Genomic DNA, 16928 nt, shown 5'->3' on the forward strand with positions numbered 1-16928 from the left:
GAGCAGAAGTGGGCCGTTCAGTACTGGTAACAGGGGGTAACCGGGGGATCGGTCTGGCGATCGCCAGGGCGTTCGCGGCGCAGGGGGACAGCGTCGCGGTGACGTACCGGGGCAAGCCCGCGCCGGACGACCTGTTCGGCGTGCGGTGCGACGTCACCGACACCGAGCAGGTCGACGCGGCGTTCAAGGAGGTCGAGGAGAAGCAGGGTGCCGTCGAGGTGCTGGTGTCCAACGCGGGCATCACCGACGACACGCTGCTGATGCGGATGACCGACGAGCAGTTCGCGAACGTGCTCGACGCGAACCTGACGGGTTCGTTCCGCGTCGCCAAGCGCGCCACCCGCGCCATGCTGAAGGCCCGCTGGGGCCGCATGATCTTCATCTCGTCGGTGGTCGGCCTGATGGGCGGCCCCGGCCAGGTCAACTACGCGGCCAGCAAGGCGGGTCTCGTCGGCGTCGCGCGCTCGATCACGCGTGAGCTGGGTGGCCGCAACATCACCGCGAACGTCGTCGCACCGGGCTTCATCTCCACCGACATGACCGAGTCGCTGACCGACGAGCGCAGGAAGACGATCCTCGCGAACGTCCCGTCCGGCCGCTACGGGCAGTCCGACGAGGTCGCGGCGGCGGTCACGTTCCTGGCCTCCGACGCCGCCGCGTACATCAGCGGCGCGGTCCTGCCCGTGGACGGCGGCCTAGGGATGGGGCACTGAACCGGTACTGACAGACTGACGCCAGAACCATCGCCAGCGTTTTGGAGGACGGCAAGTGACCGGTCTGCTCGAGGGGAAGCGCCTGCTCATCACCGGCGTCATCACCGACGCTTCCATCGCGTTCCACGTGGCCAAGGTCGCCCAGGAACAGGGCGCGACCGTCGTGCTCACCGGTTTCGGCCGGATGAGCCTCGTGGAGCGGATCGCCAAGCGCCTGCCGGAGCCGCCACCGGTGATCGAGCTCGACGTGCAGAACCAGGAGCACCTGGACTCGCTGGCCGACCGGGTGCGCGAGCACGTGGACGGCCTCGACGGCGTGCTGCACGCGATCGCCTACGCCAACCCGGAGACCTGCCTCGGCGCGCCGTTCATCGACGCGCCCAAGGGCGACGTCTCCAACGGCTTCGAGGTGTCGGCGTTCTCGTACAAGTCGCTCGCCGCCGCCACACTGCCACTGCTCGGGCCGGGTTCGTCGATCGTCGGCCTCGACTTCGACGCCCGCGTCGCGTGGCCCGGCTACAACTGGATGGGTGTCGCGAAGGCGGCGCTGGAGTCGGTCAACCGCTACCTCGCGCGTGACCTCGGCGCCCAGGGCATCCGCGTGAACCTCGTGTCGGCGGGCCCGCTCAAGACGATGGCCGCGAAGTCCATCCCGGGCTTCAGCGAGCTGTCCGACCCGTGGAACGACCGGGCGCCGCTCGGCTGGGACGCCGAGGACGCGACACCGGTCGCCAGGTCGATCTGCGCCGTGCTGTCCGACTGGCTGCCCGTCACGACCGGCTCGGTGGTCATGGTGGACGGTGGAGTCCACGCGATGGGGATCTAGATGGACGCGTTGCTGTGGCTGTCGTTCGGCGGGCCCGAGAAGCCCGAGGACGTGCGGCCGTTCCTGGAGAACGTCACCAGGGGCAGGGGCGTGCCGCCGGAGCGGCTCGACGAGGTCGAGCAGCACTACCTCGGCTTCGGCGGCGTGTCCCCGATCAACGAGCTGAACAGGGCGGCCATCGAGGCGGTCGAGCTGGAGCTGACCGCGCAGGGCATCGACCTGCCGGTGTACTTCGGCAACCGCAACTGGCACCCGATGGTCGAGGACACGGTCGAACGGATGGCGGCCGACGGCGTGAAGTCGGCCCTCGTGTTCCCGACCAGCGCCTACGGCGGGTACTCGGCGTGCAGGCAGTACGACGAGGACATCTCCCGTGCCCGCGCCGCGGTCGGTGACGGTGCGCCGGATCTGACGAAGCTGCGGCAGTTCTTCGACCACCCGCTGTTCGTGTCGGCGTACGCGGACGCGGTCCGCACGGCGGCGTCCGGTCTGGACGACTACCGGCTGGTCTACACCGCGCACTCCGTGCCGGTGTCCGCCGACGCCGCCGCCGGCCCGCCGTCCTCGGGGGGCCACCTGTACTCGCAGCAGGTCGCCGAGGCCGCCCGGCTCGTGGCCATGGACCTCGGCGTGGCGGACTACGACGTCGTGTGGCAGTCGCGGTCGGGGCCGCCGAGGGTGCCGTGGCTGGAGCCGGACATCATCGACCACCTGGAAGCCCTGCACGACAAGGAGGTCCCGGCGGTCGTGCTGTGTCCGGTCGGGTTCGTGAGCGACCACCTCGAGGTCGTGTGGGACCTGGACACGGAGGCCGCGGAGAAGGCCGCCGAACTGGGCATGGGCTTCGCACGGGCCGTCGCGCCCAGCGGTGATCAGCGGTTCGCCCAGCTGGTCGTCGAGCTGATACGGGAGCAGCTGGCGAGCGCGCCGGCGCGCAAGCTGTCGGCGTTCCCGGTGGCGGGCTGCACCCTCAACGGCGCACCGTGTGCCGTGGGGTGTTGTGAACCTGCTCAGCGGAGTCGCAAGTAGGCTTCGCCGCGGGGCGAGAGCCGGTAGCCGACCACCAGGCTCAGTGTCAGGCCCAGGTTCTTCAGCTTGCGAACGTCCAGTTTGAACGGTGCGGTCTCGCGGCCCAGTTCCGCCGCGAGGTCGCCCGCCCGGACGGCCGGTCGCTTCTCGATGACGGCAAGGGTTTCGTTCGTCCACGGGCCGTCGCGGTCGAGCCGCTCCAGCCGACGCGTGATCTCCTCGACGTCCGAAGAGGACAGTGCGGCACTGTTGGCCAGCTCGGTGCGCGGGTCTTCACCGTCGGCCGGGTGCAGGCGCAACAGAAACACCGGATCTCCTGGCGTACCACGGAGATCCGCCACAGCCTCGGCCGTGGACGCGTAACCGGCGGCACGCGCGTCGGCCAGGCGGATCCGGGACGGTGACACCTCGGTCACCTCGTCCACGACGATCCGCCCGGCCGCCGTCCGGTACGTGTTCCCCGCAGTGACCTGCCGACGCTTCCAGCGCCGGAACATCACCGTGACGGAACCGTCCTGTATGCCTTTGTGTAACCGCTTCTCGATTAACACGGCCTCGCTCCGCTCGGCGCTTCGCGAGCCTCAGTCCGGCGTCTTCCCTCCTGCGCTGCTCGTCCCCTGGGCTCGTTCCTCGCGCAGGAGCCTCCGCTGCTCGTCAGTCCAGACGCCGGCGGCTCGCTCAGTCAACACGGCCTCGCTCCGCTCGGCGCTTCGCGAGCCTCAGTCCGGCGTCTTCCTTCCTGCGCTGCTCGTCCCCTGGGCTCGTTCCTCGCGCAGGAGCCTCCGCTGCTCGTCAGTCCAGACGCCGGCGGCTCGCTCAGTCAACACGGCCTCGCTCCGCTCGGCGCTTCGCGAGCCTCAGTCCGGCGTCTTCCTTCCTGCGCTGCTCGTCCCCTGGGCTCGTTCCTCGCGCAGGAGCCTCCGCTGCTCGTCAGTCCAGACGCCGGCGGCTCGCTCAGTCAACACGGCCTCGCTCCGCTCGGCGCTTCGCGAGCCTCAGTCCGGCGGCTCGCTCAGTGAGCATCCGAGACGTCCAGCGACCGGACCGCCTCGGCGACCGCCGCGCAGCGGGCCGTGCGGACGGCGTGGAACAGCGGGCGGATGGCCTCGGCACGCTTGTGCGCCGCCGAAGCCGACAGGGCCCCGCCCGGCTCGTCCTCCATGGCCAGCTCCAGGATCGCCGCCACCTCGGCCGCGCGCTGCAGGACGCGCAGCGCCCGCTGCGGCATCCCTTCCGGCCACCGCGACTTGGTGCGTTCGGCGACCCGGGCCTGCAGTTCCTCGCGGACACCCGCGCGCTTCTTGGCCACACCCAGCTCGATCAGGATGCCTGCCGCGACACGCATCGCGCCGGTCAGCTCGTGCTCGGCCTCACCGAGCGGCACGTTGGGTGCCGGCGTGGTGCGGTCGATCTCGAAGACGGTCCAGCGGATGATGCCCTCACCGATCGGCTCCGGCACGATGCCGAGGCCGTTGAACACCACCGCCTCGCCCGCTCGTAATGCCTCGGAAGCGAACCGGCTGGCGCCGCCCAGGCCGCGCACGTCGCCGGGAACCGGCATCACCAGTTCGGCGTTCTCGGCACCGGAGCGGCGCAGTGCGGCGAGTAACACGGCCGGTGAGCCGCCCGCCTCGCCGCGGAGGGGGATCTCGAGGGTGGAGGCGAGCCGCTCGTCCGCGGCCACCACCTCGTGCAGCTCGGCCCAGTCCTGCAGGGCGTCGAGCACATCGTCGGCGGCAGCAGCGCCACTCAGCCAGGCTGAGCTCCACACCGCCAATGTCGCGCTGGGGGATGACACGAGGGAAAGATTACGCGACGATGGTCGGCTGGCTCACGGGTGGTGATCCGTGGTGGCGCTCAGCGCCTGGCAGGCTCCCCGAGCTGGGCGCGGAGCAGGTCGCGGAAGCCGTCGAGGTCTCCCTGCTCGCCGAAGGCCCGGCCCGGCACGGGGAACAGCGACGTCCCGCCGGTGCGCAGCACGAAGTTGTGCCTGGTCTCGACCCAACCGTCCATCGCGGACCAGCGCAGGTCGGTGTACGCGGTGCCGTCGACGGTCATCATGCGGAACGACCGGTCGTCCACTGTCGCCGTGACCGTCGAGGCCGCGACCGGGTTGCGGCGGAACTGCAGCCACACGGCCACCATCGGCAGCGCCGCGATGACCATCGCGGCCAGCACCCCGAACGAGCCGGGCAGCGGCTGCCCCGCCACGAGCAGCACGATGGCCAGCACCCCGAGGCCCAGGCCGAACCAGGGGGCGAAACGGTAGGTCGGGTACACCGCGCGCAGTGCGTCGTTCCAGTCGGAAGGCGCGGGGTCCCACCGCAGTTCGAGCGCCATTCCGTGGCCGTCCTCCCAGGTCGTGGCCTCGTGGGCGAGACTGTGCGCATGTCACGTCCAGCCCGCGTACGGGTCGAGAGGGTACGGGAGGCCGGTTCGGCCACGACGCTGGAACTGTTCTTCGACCTGGTTTTCGTGTTCGCGCTCACGCAGATCACGGCGCTGATGGCCGAGGAGCCGACCGCGACGGGCCTGCTGCGCGGCACGCTGCTGATGATGGTCGTGTGGTGGTGCTGGGTCGGGTACTCGTGGGTGTCCAACCTGGTGAAGGCCGACGAGGGTGTCGCACGCGTCGTCATGCTCGTGGCGATGGCGGCCATGTTCCTGCTGGCGCTCGCCATCCCCGAGTCCTTCCGCGACCTGCCCGGCGGCCTGCACGGCCCGACGGTGTTCGCGTTCGGCTACCTCGTGCTGCGGCTGGTGCACGTCGTGCTGTTCTGGATCATTAGCGGCGACGACGCCGGGCTGCGCAGCCAGGTCGGCCGGTTCGCGTTCACGATGGTCGGCGGCACCGTGGCACTGCTGTTCGCCGCGAACACGTCCGGCACCGCGCAGCTCCTGCTGTGGGGCGCGGCTGTGGTGGCCGACTACGGCGGCACGCTGGTGATCGGTGCGAAGGGCTGGCGGCTCAACTCGGCGGGCCACTTCGCCGAACGCCACGGGCTCATCGTGATGATCGCCCTCGGCGAGTCGATCGTGGCCATAGGTGTGGGTGTCACCCACCTGGCGATCTCGTGGCCGATCGTGGTCGCCGCGATCCTCGGCCTCTCGGTGTCGGCGAGCCTGTGGTGGGTGTACTTCGACACCACGGCCCTGCTCGGCGAGCACGCACTGAGCGGCGCGGAGGGCGAGAAGCGGGTGTCCATGGCCCGGTCGGCCTTCACCTACCTGCACCTGCCGATGACGGTCGGCATCGTGATGCTGGCACTGGGCCTGAAGAAGGTCCTCACCTATGTGGGTGACACCGAACACCACTCGCTGTCGGACGCCCTCCACGGGGCGCCGCTGTGGGCCATGTACGGCGGCACGGCCCTCTACCTGCTGGCCCACGTCGGCTTCGCGTGGCGGTGCTACCAGGGCCGCAAGGTCTACCGCCTGGTCGCGGGCGTCGTGCTGGTGGCGCTGGTGCCACTCGTCGCGAACCTGCCCGCGCTGGGCAGCCTCGGCGTGCTCGCGGCACTGCTGATCGCACTGAACGTCGTCGAGTCGATCCGCTTCAGCGCCTCCCGCGACGAGATCCGCCACGCGGACGCCTAGCGTGCCGCGTCGAGCAGCCGCCCGAGCGTGGCAGGCGTCGGCAGGGACGACAGCAGGTGCCGCACGTTCCGGTCCGCGAACCGGCGGTCCTCGCCCGTCACCGACAGGGCGTGCCGCACCTGCCCGCACAGGTAGTTGGCGAGGGCGGTCAGCGCCCCTCGGAACGCGCCGAGGTGAAGCGCGGGCACCGAGCCCGTGACCGCGCGGTAGCCGTCCACCAGCGCGCGTGCCCCGGCCGGGTTCACGCCGCGGCCCGCGTCGACCGTCCAGTCCAACAACGCGCCGCACAGCTCCCACGCGGGCGGCTGCCCACCTGCGTGCTCCCACCCGAACACGACGAGCCGCCCACCCGGTCCGCGCCGCACGACGCCCGGTGTGAGCGCGTTGTGCGTCAGCACCGGCCCGGCGGGTTCGCCGTCGATGGCACCCAGCTCGTCCAGGCCGGGCACCGCGTCGGTCAACGCTGCCGCCCACTCGGCGTTGCCGGCCCGCGCCGCCAGCTCGCCCCAGCTCACGTCCGACATGCGTGCCGCGTGCCACGGGCTGACCCGGTCGACCGGCAGTGCGAGGCCGTGGAGTGTGCCGAGCACCTCGCCGACCGCCCGGGTGACAGCCGCGCCCGCGGGTGCGACCAGCGGCGGCCCGGAGTGCCGCCACTCGGACACCCGCCAGTCGTGCCCGCCGATCGACTCGACGACGTTGCCCGTCCGGCCGAGGACCGGGGCCGGCAGCAGCACACCTGCCTTCGCGGCGGCCTCCTGCAGCGCGACGTCGTCCTCGGCGCTGACGATGGGCCACCACGCGTCCATCGTGCGGACGGCCCAGCGGCCACGTTCGGTGTCGAGCGACCAGCGGCGGCCCATCTCGTCCTGGCGGGCCACCGACCGCAGCCCGCCGGTCACCGCGCCGAGGTCGTACGCGTCGGCGACCGCCCGTGCCAGCTCCGGGTCGCCCGCCTCGGCGCCACCCCGCAGGCGGTCGGCCTCGGCCTTGAGCTCGGGCCAGGAACGGAAGCCGTACTGCCGCGCCAGGGCGGCCTGCGCGGTGGCCAGGGAGGTGGCCGGTTCGGTGTCCCGCAGCCCGGCCAGGAGGTCCTTGGCCTGCTGGCGCAGGTGGCCGAGATCGGGGTTGTCGGGGAGTGTCCTCATGCGGATGCACCTCGCTCGTGGGAGAACGGGGTGGCTTCGAGCCTTCCGGCCGATCGCGGCGCGTCCCCGACGCGCTCCCGGCGAGCGTAACCCGCCTGACCTGGGGTGGCTACGCTTGACCGCGATGAACACCACACCAGTACGCAGGCTGCCGCTCGCCCTGGGCATCGCGGTCGTCGTGGTCGTGCTCGACCAGGTCACCAAGCTGTGGGCCGTGCGCACCCTCACCGACCATGCCCCGATCAGGGTGATCGGCGACTTCATCCGGTTCCGGCTGCTCTACAACCCGGGCGCGGCGTTCTCCATGGGCGAGAACGCGACCTGGCTCTTCACGATCATCGCGGCGGTCGCGGTCGGTGCGCTGCTCTGGTACCTCACCCGCCCCCAGCCGACGAACCGCGCGGTCGGGCTGGCCCTGCTCCTCGGCGGCGCGACGACCCACCTCGGTGACCGGCTGTTCCGCGCGCCGGGCTTCGCGCGCGGGCACGTCGTCGACTTCATCGACTACAACGGGTGGTTCGTCGGGAATGTCGCGGACATCGCGCTGGTCGGCGGCGCCGCGTGGCTCATCCTGCTGAGCTTCGCGAAACCCGAGGTGCCCGCCAATGGATAGTTCGAGCGCACTCCACGTCGACTGATCGACGTAACGCCAGTAGCGTCGTAATCGTGACAGGCGCTGTACCAACCCCACCCGAGAACCTCCCACGCACAGCAGGGGAGGTGCGCGCGGCCGAGTACGTCCCCCGGGGCGTCAAGGCCGAGATCCGCGAAAACCTGCTGGCGGCGTTACGCGAGGGCCGCGACCCGTGGCCCGGCATCGTCGGCTTCGACAAGACCGTCCTGCCCCAGCTGGAGCGGGCACTGCTGGCCGGGCACGACGTCGTGCTGCTCGGTGAGCGCGGCCAGGGCAAGACCCGGCTGCTGCGCACCATGGTCGGCCTGCTCGACGAGTGGACCCCGGTCATCGAGGGCTCCGAGCTGGGCGAGCACCCCCTCGACCCGATCACGCCGGAGTCCCGCCGCAGGGCCGCCGAGCTTGGCGACGACCTCCCGGTCGCGTGGCGGCACCGCTCCGAGCGCTACTCCGAGAAGCTCGCGACCCCGGACACGTCCGTCGGCGACCTCATCGGCGACGTCGACCCGGTCAAGGTCGCGCAGGGCCGCACGCTCGGCGACCCCGAGACCATCCACTTCGGACTCGTGCCGAGGGCCCACCGCGGCATCGTGGCCATCAACGAGCTGCCCGACCTGGCCGAACGCATCCAGGTGGCACTGCTGAACGTCATGGAGGAGCGGGACATCCAGGTCCGCGGCTACACGCTGCGCCTGCCGCTCGACGTGCTCATGGTCGCCACCTCCAACCCCGAGGACTACACCAACCGCGGCCGGATCATCACCCCGCTGAAGGACCGCTTCGGCGCCGAGGTCGTCACGCACTACCCGCTGACGGTCGCCGCCGAGGTCGAGGTCATCCGCCAGGAGGCGGGCCTCGTCGCCGAGGTCGGCGACGAGCTGCTGGAGATCCTGGCCCGCTTCGTCCGCAACCTGCGGGAGTCGACCGCGATCGACCAGCGCTCCGGCGTGTCCGCGCGGTTCGCGGTCGCCGCCGCGGAGACGGTCGCGGCAGCCGCGCTGCGCCGCTCCGCGCTGGTCGGCGAGCACCCGGCGGTCGCCCGCCCGATCGACCTCGACTCCGTGCCGAGCGTGCTGCGCGGCAAGCTGGAGTTCGAGTCCGGTGAGGAGGGCCGGGAGACCGAGCACCTCGTGCACCTGCTGCGCCGCGCGGTGGCCGAGACCGCGAAGGACCGGTTCGCGGGCCTGGACCTGCGGCCACTCGTGGACACGGTCGTCGACGGCCACCTGGTCGCCACCGGCGAGCGAGTGTCGGGTGCCGAGGTACTGGAGGCACTCCCGGAGCTGCCGCTGCTGCACGAGGTCGCGAGCCGCGTCGGCGTGTCCTCGACGGACAGTCCCGGCCGGATCGCCGCCGCGGTCGAGCTGGCACTGGAGGCGTTGTACCTGCGTCGCAAGCTGGCGAAGGACTCCGACGAGGGAACCACGGTCTACGGCCCATGAAGTTCACCTATGGCCGCTACTACGACGGTCCTGACCCGTTGGCGCCGCCGGTCGACCTCAGGGACGCCCTGGACGCGATCGGCCGGGACGTCATGGACGGCCGCTCCCCGAGGTCCGCGCTGGAGGAGCTGCTCCGGCGCGGCACCCGGAACTCGGCGGGCCTGGACGAGCTGACCCGCAAGCTCTGGGAGAAGCGGTCGCAGATCCAGCGCAGGCACAACCTCGACGGCACGCTGCAGCAGGTGCGCCAGCTGCTCGACGAGGCCGTCCAGCTGGAGAAGACGGCGCTGTTCCCCGACCCGGACGACGACGCCCGGTTCCGGGAGGCGCAGCTGGACGCGCTGCCCTCCGGCACGGCGGCAGCGGTGCGGGAGCTGGCCGAGTACGACTGGCGTTCCCCCGAGGCACGCGAGAAGTACCAGGAGATCCGCAACCTGCTCGGCCAGGAGCTGATGGAGTCCCGCTTCCAGGGGATGAAGCAGACGCTCGAGAACATGACGCCGGAGGACACCGAGCGGATCCGCCAGATGATGGCGGACCTCAACGAGCTGCTGCTGTCCCACCTGCGCGGCGACGACACCACCCAGCAGTTCCAGGACTTCATGCGCAAGCACGGGGAGTTCTTCCCGGAGAACCCCCGCAACACCGAGGAGCTGATCGACACGCTCGCCGCCAGGGCCGCGGCGGCGCAGCGGATGATGAACTCGATGTCCGAGCAGCAGCGGGCGGAGCTGTCGGAGCTGATGTCCTCGGCGTTCGGCGATCCCCGGCTGGCACAGCAGGTGTCCACACTGGACGCGAACCTGCGGGCGCTGCGGCCGGGCGAGGACTGGACGGGCTCGGGCCGGTTCCGCGGCAACCAGCCGCTGGGCATGGGCGAGGGCGCACAGGCGATGGCCGACCTCGCCGAGCTGGACGCGCTCGCCGAGCAGCTGGCCCAGTCGTACCCGGGTGCCCGCCTGGAGGACATCGACCTGGAGGCACTGGAACGCCAGCTGGGCGAGGACGCGAGGGTGGACGCCAGAAGGCTCGCCGAGCTGGAGCAGCAGCTGCGCCAGCAGGGCCTGCTGGAACGTGCCCCGGACGGCTCGCTTCGCCTGTCGCCCAAGGCGTTGCGCAGGCTCGGCCAGACCGCGCTGAAGGATGTGCTGAACGCGGCGCGGGCGTCGGGCCAGCGTGACTCCACACTGGCCGGTGCGTCCGGCGAGCCGACGGGCTCGACGCGCCCGTGGGAGTTCGGCGACACGTCCTCGTGGGACACGTCCAGGACGATCCGCAACGCGGTCCTGCGCTCGGGCCCCGGCCCGGTGACGCTGGACGTCGTCGACGTCGAGGTGGTGGAGACCGAGCAGCGTTCCCGCGCGGCGGTAGCGTTGTGCGTGGACACGTCGTGGTCGATGGTGCAGGACGGCCGCTGGGTGCCGATGAAACGCACGGCCCTGGCCCTGCACCAGCTGATCACGACAAGATTCCGAGGCGACGCGCTGCAGCTGATCACGTTCGGCAGGCACGCCCAGCCGGTGGAGCTGCCGGAGCTGGTCGGCCTGGAGGGTGTGTGGGAGCAGGGCACGAACCTGCACCACGCGCTGCTGCTGGCGGCCAGGCACCTGCGCAAACACTCGGACGCGCAACCGGTGGTCCTGGTGGTCACCGACGGCGAGCCGACAGCCCACCTGGAACCGGACGGCGAGGCCCTGTTCGACTACCCGACGACCCCCAGGACGATGCGCAAGACCCTCGCCGAGGTGGACGCACTGGCCAAGCTGGGCGCGTCGGTGAGTGTCTTCATGCTGGGCGAGGACCCGAAACTGGAGGCGTTCGTCGACATGGTCGCCCGCCGCAGCGGCGGCCGCGTGATAGCCCCCGACCTGGACGGCCTGGGCGCCGCGGTGGTCGGCGACTACCTGCGCACCCGCCGAGCCCGCTAGCCTTCGTAACGCTCAGCGCCACGAAGGACTCCTTCAGTGCGCCCAGCGTTACGAAGGCGTCCTTCAGTGCACGGGGTCAGGACGTGATGTCCTTCGTGCGGAAGCGGCGGGCCGCCAGCAGGCCGAAGAACGCCGCGTAGCACACCGACGAGAACGCGCCCGCGGCCATGTTCGACCAGTCGATGTCCGTCGAGATCAGGTCCGACCACGCGAACGCGTAGTGCGTCGGCAGGTAGTTGCGCAGTCCTTCCAGTGCCGTGATCTGGTCCAGGATCGACGACAGGATCGCGATCAACACCGTGCCGCCGACGGCCCCGAGGGGCGCGTCCGTCGACACCGTCAGGAACAGCGCCACCCCGGCCACCCACAGCAGGTGGATCGCCAGGTAGATCACCGTGAACAGCAACGCCAGCATGGCCTGGTCGAACGGGATCGCGTCCCCGGTGGGGCTCAGCGCCTCACCCGCGCCGTAGAAGATCACGCCGACACCGAGCGCCACCAACGGCAGCAACGTGATCGCGAACAACGACAGCAGCGCCGACGTGATCGCCTTCTGACGCATCAGCCGATGCCGTGGGACGGGCGTCGCCAGCAGGTACTTCAGCGACGACCACGACGCCTCGCTCGCGATCGTGTCGCCGAAGAACAGGGCCACGATCATCGGCAGCAGGAAGCTCGACACCGCGAACAGCACGAACACCACGAAGTTCGGCGCCGACGACGTCGCCAGGTCCACGAACCCACCCGACCGGTTGCCCCGCGAGTCGCTCCCGAACTCGAACGCCGCCCACAGGATCCACGGCAGCAGCACCAGGAACGCCAGTACCAACTGCACGCGCCGCCGCCGCAGCTGACGGGCCATCTCGACCCGCAGCCGCAACGTCCGGGACGCCTTGTACCCCGCGACCGACCCGTCCGCCTGAACCGCGGACTCCTCGTGGGAGGCGGCCTCGGCCAACTGCTCGATAGCGGCTTCGTCCGTGTGAACCTCGGTGCTCATCTGGCTCGCTCCGTTTCCCTGCGCGGTCATGACTCCCCAACCAGAGCAAGGAACGCGTCCTCGAGGCGCCGGCGTGGCCCGGCCTGTTCCACCGCGACACCCGCACCGACGAGCTTCGCCAGAGCCTCGGCGCGGGGGAGGCCGTCCAGGTCCGCGTGCACCTGGTTGCCCTCGATCTCCACGCCCTCGACGCCGTCGACCGACCGCAGCAGCGACGCGGCCTCCTCGGGACGGTCGACCCGGAACGTGGCCTCGCCACCCCCGCCGACGATGTCCTCGACCAGACCCGACGCGACCAGCCTGCCGTGGTGCATGACCACGACGTGGTCACACGTCTGCTCGACCTCGGCCAGCAGGTGCGACGACACCACCACGGTCCGCCCGGTCGACGCGTACCTGCGCAGCACGGCCCGCATCTGGTGGATCTGCGGCGGGTCCAGCCCGTTGGTCGGCTCGTCGAGCACCAGCAGGTCCGGCAGCCCCAGCATGGCCTGCGCGATCGCGAGCCGCTGCCGCATGCCCTGGCTGTAGGTCCGCACCCGCCGGTGCACCGCCTTGCCGAGCCCCGCGATCTCCAGCGCCTCGGCCACGTGCGCCCTCGACGGCGGCCGGCCGGTCGCCGCCCAGTACAGCTCCAGGTTCGCCTCGCCGGACAGGTGCGGCAGGAACCCGGCACCCTCCACGAAGGACCCGATCCGCGACAGCACCGGCGCACCCGAGTACACCTTGTGGCCGAACACCCGGATGGACCCGCCGGACGGCTGGATGAGACCCATGAGCATCCGCAGCGACGTCGTCTTGCCCGCCCCGTTCGGGCCGAGCAGGCCGAGCACCTGACCCGCCTCTACGCGGAACGACAGGTCGTCGACGGCGACCACGTCACCCGGGTACTTCTTCGACAGCCCCTCGATCACGAGCGGCACGTCGCCCAGCGACGGGTCGTGGTCGGTCGCCCGGCGCCGCCGGAACGCACCCCAGATCGCCGCGAGGACCACGATGCCCAGCACGATCGCGATGCCCACGAGCGGTCCGGCCGGCGGGCCGCCGTCGGAGCGCGTGCCGGACACGACCGGTGCCGCGACGGTCGCGTCGTCCGCGATCGACACCCGGTAGGCCGCGGCCTGCGTCGGTGTCGCGTACGCCTGGTCGGTCGTCGCGATGACCAGCTCGATCCGGTGGTCGGTCTCGACCGGGCGGACGACGGCGGGCAGCGTCACGGTCACGTCGACCGGGGAGCCGTCCGCGGGCAGCGCCGGGATCCGGAACGGCGACACCGCCGAGCCCGGCAGGACCCGGCTCGCGCCGTCCTGCGAGACGTCGTACAGCTTCGCGAACAGCACCGCGCCGTCCTGGCTCGCCGGCGCGACACCCGGCAGGGCCGAGACCCGCACCTTCACCGTGCTCGCCCCGGCGATCAGCAGTTGCTCGGTCAGTGGCCTGCTGTCGAACCGCGCGGACTGTCCCGGCAGGTCGATCGACAGCTGGTTGACCAGCCGCGAGGACGTCCCGATCATCGCGCCGAGCCCGGGCAGGCTGCTGATGGCCGCTGGGTTGCCGCCCGGCGGGTTGATGATCGTCTGTTCCGGGCCGTAGATCCGCACCTGACGCCGCTGGGTCGCCGGGTCGCCCGGCAGGCCGGGGTAGGCGTTCGCGCTGACGGTCCGCACCGACGGCGCGTCCTGCACCCGCAACGCGCCCTGCACGGCGTACTCCAGCCCGGTTCCGGGGTCGGTGCCTCGGCCACGCAGGTGGAAGTCGAACCAGTCGGCGATCTCGGCCCGCAGCTCCGGTCCGGGCTTGCCGCCGTCGTGTCCGCCGGTGTACCAGACGACCTTGACCTCGCCGCCCGCCGCGGCGATCTGCCTGGCACTGGCGTCGGCCTGGTCGAGGCCGAAGAGCGTGTCCTGCTCGCCCTGCACCAGCATCGTCGGCTGGGTGATGTTCTTGGTGACCGTCATCGGCGACACGGACTTCAGCAGGTCGACGGTCTTCTGGCTGGCGCGGCCGGTGGTCGCGACCTCGGCGTAGGCGGCGCAGACATCAAGGCGGAACCGGCCGCACGGGCTGTCCGCGTTCAGCTGCTGCGGCGCACCACCCGGCTGCGCCTCCTGCCCGCCGTCCGTGGGCACCCCGCTCGCCGGTGCGGTGCCACCGCCCGCCGGGGCGTTGATGTCGTCGTCCTCGCTGCCCGGCTCGATGGCGTCCGCGCTCGGGTCGGCGATCCCGGCGCCGCCGAGGCCGGAGGAGAAGAAGATGCCCGCCCACGACCGCTTGAACACGCCGTCCGGCGCGTACGCGTTGGCCGCGGGCGTGCCCGGCACGCTGCCGGTGGTCGCCGAGTTCGGCAGCAGCGCCTGGCTCAGGTCGTTGTAGGTGATCACCGGCGCGAGGGCGTCGACCCGCTTGTCGGTGCCCGAGAGCAGCAGCGACAGCGACCCGCCGTAGGAGCCGCCGGTCACGCCGACCTTCGGGTCGTCGGGTCCGTCCTTGGTGACCTCGGACTGCTCGCCGAGCCAGTCGACGACCCTGGACGCGTCCGCGACCTCGTAGGGGATCGCGTTGAGCCCGATCTGCCCCTCGCTGCGCCCGAAACCGCGTGCGGAGTAGGCCAGCGCGACGAACCCGCGCTCGGCCAGCTCGCGTGCGTCGTTCGCGACGCTCTGCTTCGACCCGCCGAACCCGTGCGCGACGATGATCGCCGGTGCCGGCGTCTGTTCCGGCAGGTAGAGGGTGGCGTCGAGCTTGACGGGGGCCTTGTCGTCCGGACCCTGGGCGCCGGTGAGCGTCAGGTCTCGAGTGTGGACCGGGGGCGGCTCGTCACCGCTGTTCAGCCAGACGAGCGCGCCCGCGGCCGCGATCACGACGACCAGCGCGGCGGCGATGGTGCGTGGTCGGGGACGTGGGATGCGGGGCACGCCAGAGAAGCTATTGGAAGATTCCTGAGAGTAGCTGAGAGGGTGTGTCCAAATCGTCGGGTTCGTCCGATGTGATGTATCACAACCCGTCTCGACTGGTGCGAATCGGACGCAACAAGGACAATGGGCCGTGTTGGAGGGGAGTATTCCTTCGCGGCGGTGTCGTCAGCACGGACCTGGAATGACAGGGCCCGGCACCCCCGGCGGGCGGTAGGCCCGCGGAAGAGACCTCCGGTTTTGGCCTGTTGTGCGCTTGAACCGGAGGTTCAATGATCGTGCCCGCATGGATCTGGTTGGCCACGATCGGTGGTCTCCTCGTGCTACTTGCCATCGACCTCGTCATCGTCGATCGCAAGCCACATGAGGTCACTGTCGGTGAGGCCGGCCGTTGGGTCGCCTTCTACGTCGCCTGTGGTGTGTTGTTCGGCATCGGCATCTGGATGTTCTCCGGAGGCACGCATGCCGGGGAGTACTTCGCCGGCTACATCACCGAGTACTCGCTCTCGGTGGACAACCTGTTCATCTTCCTGGTGATCATGTCGGCGTTCAAGGTGCCTGCGATCCACCAGCACAAGGTCCTGCTCGTCGGCATCCTGCTGGCGCTGGTCTTCCGCGGTGTCTTCATCGCGGTCGGCGCGGCGGCCATCTCGCAGTTCAGCTGGGTGTTCTACGTGTTCGGCGCGTTCCTCGTCTACACGGCGGTCAAGCTGTCCGGCTCCGGCCTCGGCGGCGACGACCACGACGAGGAGTACGAGGAGAACCGGGTCACCAAGTGGGCCCGCAAGCTCTTCCCGGTCACGGACGACTACCGCGACGGCAAGGTCTTCACCAAGGTCGACGGCAAGCGCCTCGCGACGCCGCTGTTCATCGTGATGATCGCGATCGGCTCAGCGGACCTCATGTTCGCGGTCGACTCGATCCCCGCGATCTTCGGGCTCACGAAGGAGGCGTTCCTGGTCTTCGCGGCCAACGCCTTCGCGCTGATGGGCCTGCGGCAGCTGTACTTCCTGCTCGGCGGCCTGCTCAGGCGGCTGGTCTACCTGTCGATGGGGCTCGCGGTGATCCTGGCCTTCATCGGCGTCAAGATGGTGCTGGAAGCCCTGCACACCAACACGTTGCCGTTCGTCAACGGCGGCGAGCCGCTGTCCGTGCCGACGATCGGCATCCCGCTGTCCCTGTCGGTCATCGTCGGCGTGCTCGTGATCACCGCCGTGGCGAGCCTGGCGAAGACCCACCGGGACGAGCGCAGGTCGACCGGTGAGGGACCCTCCGAAGACGATCCGACCGCCGGGGGCACCAACGGTGCCGCCGTCACCGCCGAACGGTCACCCGTCGAGGCCGGGGACACCGCCTCCGACCATCGCTGAGGTGACCGCTCACGCCACCTCGACCAGGTCGTACCGAGTGTGCAGCTCGGTCCAGGTGGCGTGGTGCCAACCGTCCGCGGAGTGGTAGATCCCGTCGGTGCCGGGCACCCAGGTCCGCATCCTGGTGTCCCGGACCGGCGGCAGGTCGGCGGGATCGGGGGTGGTCCCGACCCTGCCGACCAGCCACACCCGCGGACGGTTCGGCATGTCTGCCGCGGCTTCCTGGCTCATGACGCCCTCCCAGTGTCTGTGATGCGACTCACGATCCGTTGTCCCAACGCTAGGACGCGAGAGCCGGTCAAAACACCAGGGAAGCCCCCGAACCGGGG

15 protein-coding genes are annotated in these 16928 nt (G+C 70.8%); 8 read left to right on the top strand and 7 right to left on the bottom strand.

Annotated elements, in window-relative coordinates; translation table 11 throughout:
• Positions 1-8 precede the first annotated feature (8 nt).
• Genes fabG through CLV71_RS35335 form a run of 3 tightly spaced genes read left to right on the top strand, consistent with a single transcriptional unit; the run spans position 9 to position 2568 of the window.
• The gene (gene fabG, locus CLV71_RS35325) at positions 9-713 is read left to right on the top strand and encodes a 3-oxoacyl-ACP reductase FabG (RefSeq protein ID WP_133907248.1); all 705 of its coding nucleotides are present in this window, start codon (positions 9-11) and stop codon (positions 711-713) included.
• 55 nt (positions 714-768) lie between these two features.
• A complete protein-coding gene (gene fabI, locus CLV71_RS35330; protein ID WP_133907249.1) occupies positions 769-1539 on the top strand; it encodes an enoyl-ACP reductase FabI in 771 nt (256 codons plus the stop codon).
• A complete protein-coding gene (locus tag CLV71_RS35335) occupies positions 1540-2568 on the top strand; it encodes a ferrochelatase (protein WP_133907250.1) in 1029 nt (342 codons plus the stop codon).
• On the opposite strand, the gene CLV71_RS35340 is transcribed toward CLV71_RS35335, so the two are convergent.
• The 3 genes from CLV71_RS35340 to CLV71_RS35350 form a co-directional block, all read right to left on the bottom strand.
• Complete coding sequence (locus tag CLV71_RS35340) at positions 2550-2993, bottom strand: Clp protease/crotonase-like domain-containing protein (RefSeq protein ID WP_243867007.1); 444 nt, start codon at positions 2991-2993, stop codon at positions 2550-2552. The genes CLV71_RS35335 and CLV71_RS35340 overlap by 19 nt on opposite strands.
• A 587-nt stretch (positions 2994-3580) precedes the next feature.
• Positions 3581-4366, bottom strand: coding sequence for a hypothetical protein (locus CLV71_RS35345; RefSeq protein WP_133907252.1), 786 nt, complete (start codon positions 4364-4366; stop codon positions 3581-3583).
• Between the two features lie 59 nt (positions 4367-4425).
• On the bottom strand, positions 4426-4908 hold the full coding sequence (locus tag CLV71_RS35350) for a YcxB family protein (protein WP_133907253.1): 483 nt from the start codon (positions 4906-4908) through the stop codon (positions 4426-4428).
• Positions 4909-4956: 48 nt separating this feature from the next.
• On the opposite strand from CLV71_RS35350, the gene CLV71_RS35355 reads away from it, so the two are divergent.
• Positions 4957-6165 (top strand): low temperature requirement protein A, encoded by a 1209-nt coding sequence (locus tag CLV71_RS35355; RefSeq protein ID WP_133907254.1) that lies wholly within the window; start codon positions 4957-4959, stop codon positions 6163-6165.
• Here the strand turns inward: CLV71_RS35355 and CLV71_RS35360 are convergent.
• Positions 6162-7313, bottom strand: a complete 1152-nt coding sequence (locus CLV71_RS35360) for a phosphotransferase (protein ID WP_133907255.1) — start codon at positions 7311-7313, stop codon at positions 6162-6164. The two genes, CLV71_RS35355 and CLV71_RS35360, sit on opposite strands and share 4 nt — an antisense overlap.
• 124 nt (positions 7314-7437) lie before the next feature.
• Here CLV71_RS35360 and CLV71_RS35365 point away from each other — a divergent pair, with 124 nt between their 5' ends.
• From CLV71_RS35365 to CLV71_RS35375, 3 genes are read left to right on the top strand one after another with little or no spacing between them, the layout of a single operon-like run.
• Complete coding sequence (locus CLV71_RS35365; RefSeq protein ID WP_133907256.1) at positions 7438-7926, top strand: signal peptidase II; 489 nt, start codon at positions 7438-7440, stop codon at positions 7924-7926.
• A 53-nt stretch (positions 7927-7979) separates the two neighbouring features.
• The gene (locus tag CLV71_RS35370) at positions 7980-9389 is read left to right on the top strand and encodes a sigma 54-interacting transcriptional regulator (RefSeq protein WP_133907257.1); all 1410 of its coding nucleotides are present in this window, start codon (positions 7980-7982) and stop codon (positions 9387-9389) included.
• The gene (locus tag CLV71_RS35375) at positions 9386-11317 is read left to right on the top strand and encodes a VWA domain-containing protein (protein WP_133907258.1); all 1932 of its coding nucleotides are present in this window, start codon (positions 9386-9388) and stop codon (positions 11315-11317) included. The genes CLV71_RS35370 and CLV71_RS35375 overlap by 4 nt, the downstream gene beginning before the upstream one ends.
• A gap of 76 nt (positions 11318-11393) precedes the next feature.
• On the opposite strand, the gene CLV71_RS35380 is transcribed toward CLV71_RS35375, so the two are convergent.
• Positions 11394-12317 (bottom strand): ABC transporter permease, encoded by a 924-nt coding sequence (locus tag CLV71_RS35380; protein WP_133907259.1) that lies wholly within the window; start codon positions 12315-12317, stop codon positions 11394-11396.
• 26 nt (positions 12318-12343) lie between these two features.
• On the bottom strand, positions 12344-15232 hold the full coding sequence (locus CLV71_RS35385) for an alpha/beta fold hydrolase (RefSeq protein WP_243867008.1): 2889 nt from the start codon (positions 15230-15232) through the stop codon (positions 12344-12346).
• Between the two features lie 269 nt (positions 15233-15501).
• Between CLV71_RS35385 and CLV71_RS35390 the strand changes: the two genes are divergently transcribed.
• Entirely contained in the window at positions 15502-16599 is a 1098-nt protein-coding gene (locus CLV71_RS35390) for a TerC family protein (protein ID WP_133907260.1), read from the top strand.
• Positions 16600-16608: 9 nt separating this feature from the next.
• On the opposite strand, the gene CLV71_RS35395 is transcribed toward CLV71_RS35390, so the two are convergent.
• A complete protein-coding gene (locus CLV71_RS35395; protein WP_133907261.1) occupies positions 16609-16830 on the bottom strand; it encodes a hypothetical protein in 222 nt (73 codons plus the stop codon).
• Positions 16831-16928: the final 98 nt, after the last annotated feature.

The organism is Actinophytocola oryzae (assembly GCF_004364325.1).
GTDB classification, from domain to species: domain Bacteria; phylum Actinomycetota; class Actinomycetes; order Mycobacteriales; family Pseudonocardiaceae; genus Actinophytocola; species Actinophytocola oryzae.

Coding starts and splice junctions, on each gene's coding strand:
- CLV71_RS35335 (WP_133907250.1), top strand. CDS start 1,540: ATGGACGCGTTGCTGTGGCTGTCGTTCGGCGGGCCCGAGAAGCCCGAG.
- CLV71_RS35350 (WP_133907253.1), bottom strand. CDS start 4,908: ATGGCGCTCGAACTGCGGTGGGACCCCGCGCCTTCCGACTGGAACGAC.
- CLV71_RS35355 (WP_133907254.1), top strand. CDS start 4,957: ATGTCACGTCCAGCCCGCGTACGGGTCGAGAGGGTACGGGAGGCCGGT.
- CLV71_RS35360 (WP_133907255.1), bottom strand. CDS start 7,313: ATGAGGACACTCCCCGACAACCCCGATCTCGGCCACCTGCGCCAGCAG.
- CLV71_RS35365 (WP_133907256.1), top strand. CDS start 7,438: ATGAACACCACACCAGTACGCAGGCTGCCGCTCGCCCTGGGCATCGCG.
- CLV71_RS35375 (WP_133907258.1), top strand. CDS start 9,386: ATGAAGTTCACCTATGGCCGCTACTACGACGGTCCTGACCCGTTGGCG.
- CLV71_RS35380 (WP_133907259.1), bottom strand. CDS start 12,317: ATGAGCACCGAGGTTCACACGGACGAAGCCGCTATCGAGCAGTTGGCC.
- CLV71_RS35390 (WP_133907260.1), top strand. CDS start 15,502: ATGATCGTGCCCGCATGGATCTGGTTGGCCACGATCGGTGGTCTCCTC.
- CLV71_RS35395 (WP_133907261.1), bottom strand. CDS start 16,830: ATGAGCCAGGAAGCCGCGGCAGACATGCCGAACCGTCCGCGGGTGTGG.